This is a genomic window from Kosakonia sp. S57, from assembly GCF_016516575.1.
Lineage (GTDB): Bacteria > Pseudomonadota > Gammaproteobacteria > Enterobacterales > Enterobacteriaceae > Kosakonia > Kosakonia cowanii.
In genome coordinates, this window is the sequence record NZ_JACVUL010000011.1 from 112,090 (window position 1) to 124,430 (window position 12,341).

At 57.1% G+C, this 12,341-nt stretch carries 12 protein-coding genes; 6 read left to right on the forward strand and 6 right to left on the reverse strand.

The features are described from left to right. Window positions 1–48: 48 nt before the first annotated feature. Genes IAE48_RS12810 through IAE48_RS12820 form a run of 3 tightly spaced genes read left to right on the forward strand, consistent with a single transcriptional unit; the run spans window position 49 to window position 4,690 of the window. Entirely contained in the window at window positions 49–1,356 is a 1,308-nt protein-coding gene (locus tag IAE48_RS12810) for a TolC family outer membrane protein (protein ID WP_233631582.1), read from the forward strand. A 21-nt stretch (window positions 1,357–1,377) separates the two neighbouring features. Beyond that, entirely contained in the window at window positions 1,378–3,510 is a 2,133-nt protein-coding gene (locus IAE48_RS12815) for a type I secretion system permease/ATPase (protein WP_042712416.1), read from the forward strand. A 10-nt stretch (window positions 3,511–3,520) separates the two neighbouring features. Next, window positions 3,521–4,690, forward strand: a complete 1,170-nt coding sequence (locus IAE48_RS12820; RefSeq protein WP_042712414.1) for an HlyD family efflux transporter periplasmic adaptor subunit — start codon at window positions 3,521–3,523, stop codon at window positions 4,688–4,690. A 52-nt stretch (window positions 4,691–4,742) separates the two neighbouring features. Here the strand turns inward: IAE48_RS12820 and smpB are convergent, their stop codons facing one another. Beyond that, window positions 4,743–5,225, reverse strand: coding sequence for an SsrA-binding protein SmpB (smpB, locus tag IAE48_RS12825; protein ID WP_023480573.1), 483 nt, complete (start codon window positions 5,223–5,225; stop codon window positions 4,743–4,745). Window positions 5,226–5,383: 158 nt separating this feature from the next. Here smpB and IAE48_RS12830 point away from each other — a divergent pair, with 158 nt between their 5' ends. Both IAE48_RS12830 and IAE48_RS12835 read left to right on the forward strand, forming a co-directional pair. Beyond that, a complete protein-coding gene (locus tag IAE48_RS12830; RefSeq protein WP_200134630.1) occupies window positions 5,384–5,821 on the forward strand; it encodes a type II toxin-antitoxin system RatA family toxin in 438 nt (145 codons plus the stop codon). Then, window positions 5,811–6,119 carry an RnfH family protein gene (locus IAE48_RS12835; RefSeq protein ID WP_042712412.1) on the forward strand — a complete coding sequence of 103 codons (309 nt, stop codon included), beginning with the start codon at window positions 5,811–5,813 and terminating at the stop codon, window positions 6,117–6,119. Before IAE48_RS12830 ends, IAE48_RS12835 begins: the two co-directional genes overlap by 11 nt. 99 nt (window positions 6,120–6,218) lie before the next feature. Here IAE48_RS12835 and bamE read toward each other — a convergent pair whose 3' ends face one another. The 3 genes from bamE to nadK all read right to left on the reverse strand — a co-directional run bounded on the left by bamE (window position 6,219) and on the right by nadK (window position 9,337). Continuing rightward, on the reverse strand, window positions 6,219–6,563 hold the full coding sequence (gene bamE, locus IAE48_RS12840) for an outer membrane protein assembly factor BamE (RefSeq protein WP_023480683.1): 345 nt from the start codon (window positions 6,561–6,563) through the stop codon (window positions 6,219–6,221). 147 nt (window positions 6,564–6,710) lie between these two features. Next, window positions 6,711–8,372 (reverse strand): DNA repair protein RecN, encoded by a 1,662-nt coding sequence (gene recN, locus IAE48_RS12845; RefSeq protein WP_139568126.1) that lies wholly within the window; start codon window positions 8,370–8,372, stop codon window positions 6,711–6,713. Between the two features lie 86 nt (window positions 8,373–8,458). Beyond that, a complete protein-coding gene (gene nadK, locus IAE48_RS12850) occupies window positions 8,459–9,337 on the reverse strand; it encodes an NAD(+) kinase (protein ID WP_042712406.1) in 879 nt (292 codons plus the stop codon). A 122-nt stretch (window positions 9,338–9,459) separates the two neighbouring features. Here nadK and grpE point away from each other — a divergent pair, with 122 nt between their 5' ends. Next, the gene (grpE, locus tag IAE48_RS12855) at window positions 9,460–10,056 is read left to right on the forward strand and encodes a nucleotide exchange factor GrpE (protein WP_157737683.1); all 597 of its coding nucleotides are present in this window, start codon (window positions 9,460–9,462) and stop codon (window positions 10,054–10,056) included. A gap of 33 nt (window positions 10,057–10,089) precedes the next feature. Here grpE and IAE48_RS12860 read toward each other — a convergent pair whose 3' ends face one another. Further along, window positions 10,090–11,376 carry an HlyC/CorC family transporter gene (locus tag IAE48_RS12860; protein ID WP_094421679.1) on the reverse strand — a complete coding sequence of 429 codons (1,287 nt, stop codon included), beginning with the start codon at window positions 11,374–11,376 and terminating at the stop codon, window positions 10,090–10,092. Window positions 11,377–11,392: 16 nt separating this feature from the next. Then, window positions 11,393–12,181 carry an inner membrane protein YpjD gene (locus tag IAE48_RS12865; protein WP_139966966.1) on the reverse strand — a complete coding sequence of 263 codons (789 nt, stop codon included), beginning with the start codon at window positions 12,179–12,181 and terminating at the stop codon, window positions 11,393–11,395. Window positions 12,182–12,341 lie beyond the last annotated feature (160 nt).

Below are 12,341 nucleotides of genomic sequence, written 5' to 3' on the forward strand. Positions count from 1 at the left end.
ATCAGGGGTGGATGAATGAAAAGAGCGGTAGGGTTGTTGTTATTGGTTATGCCCGTTACGAGTTTATTAGCAGCACCCGGCGAAGAGCAGGATTTTCGCTGGCAGAGGGCGCCGAGCGAACAGCGCGCGGCGCAGCTGACGATCAAAGACGCGATTTTGCGCGCCTTTGCCCGTAATCCAAAAATTGCCCAGGCGGCCGCACAGATCCGCGTGGGCAAAGCCAATTTAACCGAAGCGGAGAGCGCCTGGTTCCCGCAGCTCTCTTTGCAGGGCAATCTTGGGCGCTCGCACCGTACCGACTCGTCGGGGTCATTAAATAACAACGGTTCCGGCGGCGTCACCTTACGCCAGTTGCTCTACGATTTTGGCAAAACCGGCGGCAGCATCGATGAGCAGCACAATCTCTCTGATGCCTGGCGCTACGATCTCTACAGCACGCTCAATGAGGTAGGGATGCAGACCCTGCAAGCCTATTTGCAGGTCAAGCGCTACCAGGCGCTGGCTGACGCGGCACGCAACAATATCCACTCGCTGGAGAGCGTGCTGGAGATGGCGACGCTGCGCTCCGAAGCAGGATTAAGCTCGGCTTCCGATGGCCTGCAGGCGCAGTCTCGCATCGCCGGGATGAACGCTACGTTGGCGCAATATGAGGCGCAGATGCGCTCCGCCCAGGCGGCGCTCAGCGTGCTGACCGGCGTGGTTGCCGATAACCTGCCCGACCTGCCTGAAGATCTCCTCAAACAAAATATCACCCTCGATGCGCTGCCCTATGAGCGCAACAACAGCGTGCGCAGCGCACAGGCGAAACAGCAGGCGGCCGAGCAGCGTATTCGCCAGGCGCAGGCGCAGCACTGGCCGACGCTCTCAGTGCAGGCGGGGCGCACGCGTTATCAAAACGATCAAAGCAGTTACTGGGATGACCAGGTACAACTGGTGGTTGATGCCCCGCTCTATCAGGGCGGGGCGGTGAGCGCCCGCGTCGATGCCGCGCAGGGCGATCGCGCCAATGCGCAGGCGGCGGTGGAGGCCAGCAAGCTGGATGTTAACCAGCGGGCGGCCACGGCGTGGGCCGATTTGACCGGCGCGCAGCTGCGCCAGCAGGCGGGCGAGGCGCAGGCCAACAGCGCCGGGCGGGCGCGCGGCGTCTACCGCGATGAGTACCGGCTGAGCAAGCGCAGCCTGAACGACCTGCTCAGTATTGAACAGGATGTCTTCCAGGCAGATACCGCGTCGATTACCGCGCGCTATGACGCCTGGGATGCCGCCGTGCGCTATGCCGCCGCGGCAGACAACCTGCTCGATATGCTGGGGGTTGAACGTAGTCGTACCGTGGGCGATGACCTGCCCGCGCTGTAAGCGCACAACACAGGAGTGGTAATGCAAGAGCCGGATACCGAAAGCTGGATTAATGTGATGGTGCGCGCGGCAGGACGCTTTGGCCTGCCCGCCGATGCGCCCGCGGTGCGCCAACAGATGCGCTGGTTTGAAGCGCTGCCGCTTAGCGCAAAGCTGGAGCGCCTGAGCGGATTAATGGGGTTGCAGGTGCGCAGTGTGCCGCTCGCCCGCATGCGCTGGAATGGGCAAAACCTGCCGGTGATTGTGCAACTGGAGAGCGGTGAGCTGCTGCTGCTCGAGTCGCTCGATGCCGACGGGCTGGCGACCTACTGGCTCGATAACGGCGGCGATCTGGTGCGCGAAGAGCCGCTGGAGACGCTGCTCACCCGCGTGAAGCCTGAGGTGGTGATGCTGGGCATCGCCGCGCGCGGGCGCGATTCGCGTATCGATGATTTTACCCGCCCGTGGGAGGCGCACTGGTTCTGGAAGCACTTCCGCCATAGCGGACGCAAGCTTACGGAGATCGCCCTCGCCTCGGTGGTCGGCAACGTGCTGGCGCTGGCCGGTATTCTCTTCTCGATGCAGGTTTATGACCGGGTGATCCCGGCCCAGTCACTGCCGACGCTATGGGTGCTGTTTTTCGGCGTCCTGCTGGCGGCGGCGCTGGAGTTCTTTATCCGCCTCGCGCGTACCCATGTCTCTGACATTATGGGCAAACATATCGACCTTAATGTCTCGTCGCTCTTTTTCGCCCGCGCGATGGCGATCAAAAACGATGCGCGACCTAAATCGACCGGATCGTTTATCTCCCAGCTGCGCGAGCTTGATCAGGTGCGCGAACTGCTTACCTCCACTACCGTCGGCGCGGCGATGGATATCCCGTTTGTGCTGCTGTTTCTCGGCATTATGGCGCTGGTCGGCGGCCCGCTGGTGATCATCCCGCTGGTTGCCATTCCGCTGATTATCATCCCCGGGCTGCTGGTGCAGTGGCCGATGGCGAAGCTGGCGAAAGCCGGGATGCGCGAGAGTGCGATCCGCAACGCAGTGCTGGTGGAGTCCATCGAAGGGGTGGAGGACATTAAAGCGTTACAGGCGGAGCCCTACTTCCAGCGGCAGTGGGAAAACACCCACGCCGTGGGAGCCAATGTTGGCATGAAGCAGCGCGTATGGGGCGCACGGCTGAGCGGCTGGGCCTCGACGGTGCAGCAGATCACCTATGCCGGGATGCTGGTGTTTGGCTGTTTTCTGGTGATCGATGGCGACATTACTACCGGGACGCTGGTGGCCTGTAGCTTGCTCTCGTCACGCACCATTGCGCCGCTGATGCAGCTCACCATGGTCTTCTCCCGCTGGCAGCATGCCAAATCGGCGATGAGCGGCCTTAACGATCTGCTGAAAAAGCCACTCGATAAAGAGGCAGACAAGAAGATGGCGCACTGCCCGGTGCTGGCCGGCCATTTTCAGTTGCAGCAGATGCAGTACAGCTATGACGAAGAGAAGGGCGATGTGGCGATCAATATTAATGAACTGGAGATCAAACCGGGCGAGCGGGTGGCGATCCTCGGCAAAACCGGCGCCGGAAAATCAACGCTGTTAAAACTGCTCTCCGGCCAGGCGCAGGCCAGCAAAGGGAAAGTGATTATTGATGGCGTCGATATGGCGCATATCGATCCGACCGACGTGCGCCGTCAGGTGGGTTATCTGTCGCAGGATTCGCGCCTCTTCTTCGGTACGCTGCGCCAGAACCTGATGCTTGGGCATCCGCATGCTACCGAGGCGGAGCTTATTCAGGCGCTGCGCATCAGCGGGGCGATCAACCTTGTGCAGCAGGATGCCGCCAGCCTCGATCGGCTGATTAATGAGGGCGGACGCGGGCTTTCCGGCGGGCAGCGGCAGATGGTGCTGCTGAGCCGTTTGATTGTGCGCAATCCGCAAATTGTGCTGCTGGATGAACCAACGGCCTCAATGGATGAGCAACTGGAAGCGTGGGTGATCCGCCAGCTACAACAGTGGCTCACCGGTCGCACGCTGGTGCTGGTAACTCATCGCCCGGCGCTGCTCAACTTAGTGGATCGGATTGTGGTGATGGAGAACGGCAAAGTGGTGGCCGATGGGCCGCGCGATACGCTGTTGAAACAGGCGGCGCGCAACAGTAACGTGGCGTCCATCGTCTGAGGAGCGGGAAATGAGTCAACTCTCAATGCAGGATGAGCTGGCGCGTCAGGGGCGCTTCTACTCGTCGGTGATCTGGCTGACGCTGCTTGGCCTGGTGGTGTTTATTGCGTGGGCGACGTTTGCCATTCTTGATGAGGTAACGGTCGGCACCGGCAAAATCACCCCCTCAACTCATGCGCAGGTGATCGAAAGCCTTGATGGCGGGATTGTCAGCGCCCTGATGGTGAAAGAGGGCGATATTGTGGAGCGCGGGCAGATGCTGGCGCGGCTCGATCCGACCCGTTTTCAGTCTAACTATGGCGAAGCGGCGGCGCGGGTGCGGGCACTGCGCGCCTCCAGCGAACGTCTGCGCTCAGAGCTGACCGGCGAGCCGCTGCGTTTTAGCGCTGAGTCGATGCGCGAGCCGGATCTGGTCGCCCGCGAACGGCAACTGTATGAGTCGCGGCGGCGCAACCTCAATGAGACGGTGGCGAATCTGCAAAAAACGCATCAGCTGGTGATGTCGGAGCTGCGCATGACGCAGCCGCTGGTGGCAAAGGGCGCAGCGAGCGATGTCGAGGTGATCCGCCTGCAACGCCAGGCGACGGAGCTGAAGGGAAAAATCGACGAGGCGCGTAACCAGTTTGCGGTGCGCGCCCGCGAAGAGCAGGTGAAAAATAATGCCGATCTTGATGCGCAGCTACAGGTGATGGCGGGCAAAGCGGATCAGCTGGATCGCGCGGTGCTTAACTCACCAGTGCGCGGGATCGTTAAAGATGTGCAGATCAATACTGTTGGCGGGGTGGTGCAGCCGGGCGGCAAGCTGATGGAGATTGTACCACTGGAGGATCAACTGCTGGTGGAGACGCGCATCAACCCGCGCGATATCGCCTATATTCGCCCCGGTTTACCGGCGACGGTGAAGGTGACGGCCTATGACTCTTCCATCTATGGCGATTTGAAAGGGACAGTAGAGGTGGTGTCGCCGGATACCTTGCAGGATGAGGTACGGCGCGATCAGTTTTACTACCGTGTTTATGTCCGCACGCAGAGCGCGGAGCTGAAGAACCGCAGCGGCAAAAGTTTCCCTATTCTGCCGGGGATGATCGCCAATGTGGAGATTAAAACCGGGCAAAAATCGGTGATGGATTATCTGATTAAACCGTTGAATAAACTTAATGAAGCGCTGCGGGAGCGGTAGGGCGGAGAGTTGATGCCCTCTCCCGGGGTGAGAGGGCAGCGCGGGCGAGCACTTAGCGGCCCGCGTTTTTCATGATGCGTGCTTTATCGAGCTGCCATTCACGCTCTTTCACATCGGTACGTTTGTCGTGCTGTTTCTTACCTTTCGCCACGCCGATCTTCACTTTACACCAGGCGTTCTTCCAGTAGAGAGAGAGCGCAACCACGGTGTAACCTTCGCGGTTGATGCGGCCGTAGAGGGAATCGAGTTCGCGCTGGTTCAGCAGCAGTTTGCGCGTGCGCGTCGGGTCACAAACATAGTGGCTGGAGGCGACGGTCAGCGGCGTGAAGTTGGCACCAAAGAGATAGGCTTCGCCATCTTTAAGGATCACGTAGCTATCACCAATGTTGGCTTTACCGGCACGTAAGGATTTTACTTCCCAGCCCTGCAGTGAAAGCCCGGCCTCAAACTCCTCTTCAATGAAGTATTCATGGCGGGCGCGCTTGTTCAGCGCAATGGTGGCTGAACCTGGTTTATATGCTTTTTTCTTCGTCATAGTATCGTGGAGCCATCCGGTAATCTGATATCTGAAACTGACCTCATTGCGTCCTGTGAGGCTGAACGGGTTATCTTAGCATGAGTTAGGGCAACGCGTTTTCCTTTCAACCGGGGGAGATGTTATTATTTAACGATTGTGTGAATGCGGAAAACCTTATGCCTCAGATTAGCCGTACTGCGCTGGTGCCCTATAGCGCTGAGCAGATGTATCAGTTAGTGAACGATGTGGACGCCTACCCGCAGTTTCTGCCGGGGTGTACCGGCAGCCGAATTCTCGACTCCAGCCCGACGGAGATGACGGCGGCCGTGGACGTGTCGAAAGCGGGGATCAGCAAGACCTTTACCACGCGCAACACGCTGGAAGCTAACAAAAGCATTTTGATGCACCTGGTGGATGGCCCGTTTAAGTCCCTGAGCGGCGGCTGGACCTTTTCCCCGCTCAGCTCGAATGCCTGCCGTGTGGAATTTCAGCTCAATTTCGAGTTTACCAATAAGCTGATTGAGCTGGCTTTCGGCCGCATCTTCAAAGAGCTGGCCGCGAACATGGTGCAGGCGTTTACCCATCGCGCGAAAGAGGTTTACCGTGCCGGGTAAAATTGCCGTTGAGGTTGCCTATGCATTGCCGGAGAAGCAGTATCTGCTGCGGGTGAAGCTGGAGGTGGGCGCGACCGTCGAAGAGGCGATTCGCGCGTCCGGGCTGCTGGAACTGCGCGAAGATATCGACCTTAAGGTGAACAAGGTTGGTATTTACAGCCGGACGGTGAAGCTGCACGACAACGTCAATGACGGCGACCGCGTGGAGATCTACCGCCCGCTAATTGCCGATCCGAAAGAGCTGCGTCGCCAGCGCGCTGAAAAAGCGGCGAACGAGAAAGCGGCAAACAAGTCGTAACAGCTTAGCCTGACGCGAGATACAAAAAAGGTGCTCACTGAGCACCTTTTTCTTTTACAGGCGGTTAAACCAGCTGGTGTTTAACCGCTTTTTACAAACTTAGCGCTGGTTGGTCAGTGCCGGTTTGTTGTCGATATTGGTTAACACGCCGTTGCTGTTGAAGGTCAGAGTCAGCGTCTGCTGAGTCACATCTTCATGGCCTGGCTGCTGACGGAAGATATAGAACCAGGTATTGGTGCCAAACGGATCGCTCATCATCGGGGTTCCCAGTGCATACGCAACCTGCTGTTGCGTCATACCCACACGGATTTTAGCAACGTCGGTGGGCGTCAGGTAGTTCCCCTGGTTGATATCCGGACGGTAAACCACGCGTTCCAGAGTGGAGCAACCAGCGGTCAACATCAGAAGAACCGCTGCGGCAGCAGTCAGCATTTTACAGCGCATAGTGATTTGATTCCTTTTCGGGCCCGAACAGTACGTGGCTCATATGTAATATGCCGATAATAATAGACCTTTCGCCAGTTTAAAACCTTTGTGGCCGGGTCTGTTGTCGTTTTGTCGAGAAGTCAGACCGTCATATTACCGAAAAGTTTACGCTGCCAGCAGCTCTTTGGCATTCGCCAGCGCGTTACGCGTCACTTCGCTGCCGCCCAGCAGACGGGCCAGCTCCTGCAGACGCGCACGTTTATCCAGCGGCTGCATATGGGTTTCCGTCATTGCGCCATCGGTCTCTTTGCTGACATAGAAGTGGTGATGTCCGCAACCGGCCACCTGCGGCAGGTGCGTCACGCACATAACCTGTGTTGATTCGCCCAGCTGGCGCAGCATCTTACCGACAACGGCGGCAGTCGGGCCGCTGATACCCACGTCAACTTCATCGAAGATCAGCGCCGGGGTTTCCATCTTACGGGCGGTAATGACCTGAATCGCCAGCGCGATACGCGACAGCTCACCGCCGGAGGCGACTTTGGCAATCGCCTGCAGCGGCTGCCCTGGGTTGGTGGTGACACGAAACTCGATACGATCTGCACCATCTGCAGTCAGGGTATGGTCATTGAACGCCACATCAATCTCAAACACGCCGTGCGGCATGGAGAGTAAGTGCATACTTTCGGTGATCAGCTGGCTGAGCTCCTGCGCATACTTCACGCGCTGCGCATGAAGCTGCTGCGCGCTCTCCAGCGCCAGCTGGTGATGATGGCTAACAGCCAGCGCCAGCGTCTCCTGCGAATCCGCCTGATCTTCAAGCAGTTGCTGCTCATCCAGCAGAGACTGGTGGAACTGCGGCAGCTCTTCCGGCGCGATATGGTGCTTGCGCGCCAGCGAGATCTGGCGGGAGATACGCTGCTCCAGTTCGTAAAGTCGGTTCGGATCGAGGTCTAAACGGTCGCAGTAGTGGCGCAGCTCATCGCTGGCTTCGCTGATCTGGATCGCCGCCTCTTCCAGCATCTCCAGCACGCTGGAGAGACGCGTATCCATCCCGGTGAGCTCTGTAAGCAGTTGGCGGGCGCTGTAGAGCTGGCTCTGCAGGTTAACGTCTTCGCCATCGGCAAGCACGTTCAGCGCATGCTGGCTGGTGGAGAGCAACTGCCCGCTGTTAGCGAGACGCTTGTACTCTTCATCGATCTGTTCAAATTCGCCCGGCTGCGGGCTGAACTCATTAAGCTCTTTCAATTGATAGTGCAGCAGCTCAGCGCGCGCGGCGCGCTCCTGGCTCTGCTGCTGGTGCTGTGCCAGCTCACGACAGCTTTGATGCCAGGCGCGGTAGCGCTCAGCCATTTGCTGAGTGAGCGCATACTCACCGGCATAGCCATCGAGCAGGGTTTTCTGGTGTTCGGATTTAATCAGCAGCTGATGCGCATGCTGACCGTGGATCTGGATAAGCAACTGACCCAGTTCGCGCAGCTGGGAAAGGGGAACGGCAGTGCCGTTGATAAAGCCGCGGGAGCGGCCATCGCTGCTGATGACGCGGCGAAGTAAACACTCACGTCCATCTTCAAGCTGATTCTCTTCGAGCCAGCGCTGCGCGGCAGGGGTATCTTTCAGGGCAAAGCGAGCGCACAGATCGGCGCGCTGTGCGCCGGCGCGTACCATGTCAGCTTCAGCGCGACCGCCAAGGCAGAGCCCGAGCGCGTCAATCGCGATGGATTTACCTGCGCCGGTTTCGCCGGTAATAGCCGTCATCCCGCTATTAAAATCGATCTCAAGCTCACGAACGATAGCAAAATTACTGATGGTGAGTTGTGCCAACATGGTTGCTTTCCTGTATGAAAAACCATAACTGTGTTTTCGTACAGTATAAACTGGAATTATATACAGTAAAGCCCCGCAGCCGCTTTTCAGAACAATTTTTTCGACCAGCCAAGCTTGGAGCTTAACGTGTTGAAATAGCTGTAATCTTTAGGGTGAATGAGATTCAGATGATAGTCACAGCGGCGGATGAGCACATCTTCGCCCTCCTGAATCGGCAGCGCGATCTGGCTGTCACAGCTCACTTCAAGGTCGCTACGGCGGTGAGAAAAGCGCAGGCGAATGGTGCTGCTGCTGTTAATCACCAGCGGGCGCGCCGAGAGGGTATGCGGAAACATCGGTACCAGCGTAATAGCGTCCAGCGAAGGGGTGAGGATCGGGCCGCCTGCTGAGAGCGAGTAGGCCGTGGAGCCAGTTGGTGTGGAGATAATCAGGCCATCCGAGCGCTGGGAGAAGGCAAACACTTCATCTATATAGACTTCAAACTCAATCATGTGCGCCACTTTGCCAGGGTGCAGCACCACTTCATTAATCGCAGTGCTGATGCGCTTCTGGCAATCTTGCTGGCACACCTGTACTTCCAGCAAAAACCGTTTCTCGGCGATGTAGTGACCCTCAAGCACATCGGCCAGCTGCTGCTGCGCATTATCGGGGTCGAGATCGGTCAGAAAGCCCAGATTGCCGCGGTTGATGCCAATCACTTTGATGTCGTAACGCGCCAGCGTGCGCGCTGCGCCAAGCATATTGCCATCGCCGCCGACCACCACCGCCAGATCCGCCTGCTGCCCAATGTCCGCCAGCGTACCGGTCCTCACATTCGAGAGTTTCAGCTCATGGGCAATGCGCTGTTCAACCATCACGTCATAGCCTTTGGCATGCAGCCAGCGGTAGAGCATTTCATGTGTGGTGAGCGCGGTAGGGTGGCGCGGGTGCCCGACAATACCAATACACTTGAAATGTTGGGTCATTTTCTGCGGGTCCTTGTGGCGAATGAATGATGACAATCTGACTTGTTCCCTTGAATCCAGGAAACGGATCCCCATAATAATGCAGGTTAGCGAGATGATTGCAAAAAAACGCGGAGAAATTCATGAGTAGTGAAGAACAGAAAACGCCTGACGGGCAGTCCCCGGAAGAAATTATCAAGGAACAGCACGACGACGTTGAGGCGGTAGTTGAGCCTGACGACGCGGCTGAGCAGGTGGATCCGCGCGATGAGAAAATTGCGAATCTGGAAGCGCAGTTAGCAGCAGCGGAAACCCGCGAGCGCGAGACGGTGCTGCGTATCAAAGCGGAGATGGAAAACCTGCGTCGCCGTACCGAACTGGATATCGAGAAAGCGCACAAATTTGCGCTGGAGAAGTTCATCAATGAACTCCTGCCGGTCATCGATAGTCTGGATCGCGCGCTGGAAGTGGCTGACAAAGAGAACGCCGAGATGGCGCCGATGGTCGAAGGTATCGAACTGACCCTGAAAAACATGCTGGATGTGGTGAAGAAATTTGGTGTTGAGGTGATTGCCGACACCAACGTTCCGCTGGATCCAAATGTGCATCAGGCGATTGCGATGGTCGAGTCGGAAGAGGTAAGCGCCGGCAACGTGCTGGGTGTGATGCAGAAAGGGTTCACCCTGAATGGCCGCACTATTCGCGCCGCGATGGTTACCGTCGCCAAAGCGAAAGCGTAAAACGAAAACCCTCTCATGATGAGAGGGTTTTTTTTACTCTGTAACGCTCTCCCGCAGCGCTTTAACCGGGATCACTTTTACCTGCTTAATCATGTTCTCCTGCACATCGAGAATATCGATATCATACTGCTCAATGCGCACGCGCGTTCCTGCCGCCGGGATCTCTTCCAACTCTTCAAGCACCATGCCGTTAATGGTTCGCGCTTCATCTTCCGGTAATCGCCAGTTAAAGGCTTTGTTCAGCTCGCGCACGCTGGCGCTGCCGTCAATAATCACCGAACCGTCATTCTGCGGCGTCGCTTCATCCGCCAGCGCAGGCGACATAGACGTGGTGAAATCCCCGACAATCTCTTCAAGAATATCTTCGACCGTCACCAGCCCCTGAATGTCGCCATACTCATCTACCACCAGGCCGACTTTCTTCTTATTACGCTGAAACTTCACCAGCTGAACGCTAAGCGGCGTGCCTTCCGGCACATAGTAAATTTCATCGGCGGCGCGCAGCATCACCTCTTTGGTGAACTCCTTTTTCTCGGTCATCAGGCGATAGGCTTCACGCACGCGGAGCATGCTGATGGTGTCATCCAGCGAGTCGCGATAGAGCACAATGCGGCCGTGCGGCGAGTGTGTCAGCTGGCGCACAATCGATTTCCAGTCATCATTGATATCGATACCGACGATCTCATTGCGCGGCACCATGATGTCATCAACGTTGACCTTCTCCAGATCGAGAATCGACAGCAGCATATCCTGATTGCGGCGGGAAATTTTCGAGCGCGACTCGTGAACGATGGTGCGCAGCTCCTCTTTGCTGAGCGCGCCGCTGACCACCACATCGGCTTTAATGCCGATCATACGCATCAAAATGCGCGTCACGCCGTTCAGCAGCCACACCAGCGGCAGCATGATAATTTGCAGCGGGCCGAGCAGCAGGCTGCTGGGAAAGGCGACCTTTTCTGGATAAAGGGCAGCGATGGTTTTTGGCAGCACTTCAGAAAAGACCAGCACCACGAAGGTCAGCACACCGGTAGCGATGGCAACCCCGGCGTTGCCGTACAGGCGCATACCGACAATGGTCGCCAGCGACGAGGCGAGAATGTTGACCAGGTTGTTGCCGATTAGCACCAGGCTAATCAGGCGATCGGGCTTACGCAGCAGCTTTTCGACGCGTTTGGCCGCACGGTTGCCCTGTTTGGCCATATGGCGCAGGCGATAGCGGTTGAGGGTCATCATGCCGGTTTCTGAACCGGAGAAATAGGCTGAAACCACGACCATGATGATAAGCGTAATAATCAGCGTCGTGGTGGAGATGTGTTCCAGGGGGAACTCCTTTGCTTTAACTTACGAAATGTTGCAGGACGCGGCTGCCGAAATAGGCGAGCGTTAAAATACCGGCTCCTGCGACGTTGAACCAGACGACGCGGCGACCGCGCCAGCCTTCATGATAGTGGCCCCAGAGCAGGACAATATAGACAAACCAGGCGATGATCGAGAGCACCGCTTTGTCGATATTTTCCATGCTGAACAGGTTTTGCATGTAGAACAGGCCGGTGCAGAGCGTCAGCGTCAGCAGCACCACGCCGACCTGGGTGATATGAAACATCTTGCGTTCAATCACCAGCAGCGGCGGCATTTCATTGCTGAAAGCCAGCTTTTTGTTCTTCAGCTGATAATCGATCCACGCCAGCTGGAGCGCATACATGGCCGCGATAATTAAGGTGGCGTAGGCGAACAGCGACAGACCGATATGCACCATCATACCGGGCGTGGTTTCCAGATGCGTGATGAACTCATTCGGCATGAAAATGGCGAAAGCGAGATTGATTAACGCGAACGTATAAACAATCGGCAGCAGCAGCCAGCCGCGGTTTTTCGAGGCGACAATGGTCATCACCGTACAGATCATCAGGCTGACCAGGGAGCCGACGTTCAGCAGGCTGAGATTTTGACCGCCATCATCAGGAAAGATGCGCTCTTTCAGCGCGAAGCCGTGGAACATAAGCGCAAGCACCGCTGAAAAGATGGCCATTTTGCGCCAGCCGCTGTTTTTTTGTAACAGGCTGGGAACAATCAGCGCGATGCTGGTTGAGTAGGCAACAAGAGCGATCAGGGCAAAAACGGGCATAGGCGTGTCGACAGTTGACTAAGAGAGAAAGAGAAGCAGTATAACGTTACGTGACCCAGCCTCCAACAGTTCCATCACATACAGCCGCGATGTCTTCATGCTATACTGCGGCGAATTTCTGTTATGCGTCGCGCTGGCGGCCAATCGTATCACCTCAGGC

Excerpts from the sequence above, each read along its gene's own strand:
- IAE48_RS12815 (WP_042712416.1), top strand. The coding sequence starts at position 1,378 with ATGCAAGAGCCGGATACCGAAAGCTGGATTAATGTGATGGTGCGCGCG.
- smpB (WP_023480573.1), bottom strand. The coding sequence starts at position 5,225 with ATGACGAAGAAAAAAGCATATAAACCAGGTTCAGCCACCATTGCGCTG.
- IAE48_RS12830 (WP_200134630.1), top strand. The coding sequence starts at position 5,384 with ATGCCTCAGATTAGCCGTACTGCGCTGGTGCCCTATAGCGCTGAGCAG.
- IAE48_RS12820 (WP_042712414.1), top strand. The coding sequence starts at position 3,521 with ATGAGTCAACTCTCAATGCAGGATGAGCTGGCGCGTCAGGGGCGCTTC.
- IAE48_RS12810 (WP_233631582.1), top strand. The coding sequence starts at position 49 with ATGCCCGTTACGAGTTTATTAGCAGCACCCGGCGAAGAGCAGGATTTT.
- grpE (WP_157737683.1), top strand. The coding sequence starts at position 9,460 with ATGAGTAGTGAAGAACAGAAAACGCCTGACGGGCAGTCCCCGGAAGAA.
- IAE48_RS12865 (WP_139966966.1), bottom strand. The coding sequence starts at position 12,181 with ATGCCCGTTTTTGCCCTGATCGCTCTTGTTGCCTACTCAACCAGCATC.
- recN (WP_139568126.1), bottom strand. The coding sequence starts at position 8,372 with ATGTTGGCACAACTCACCATCAGTAATTTTGCTATCGTTCGTGAGCTT.
- nadK (WP_042712406.1), bottom strand. The coding sequence starts at position 9,337 with ATGACCCAACATTTCAAGTGTATTGGTATTGTCGGGCACCCGCGCCAC.
- bamE (WP_023480683.1), bottom strand. The coding sequence starts at position 6,563 with ATGCGCTGTAAAATGCTGACTGCTGCCGCAGCGGTTCTTCTGATGTTG.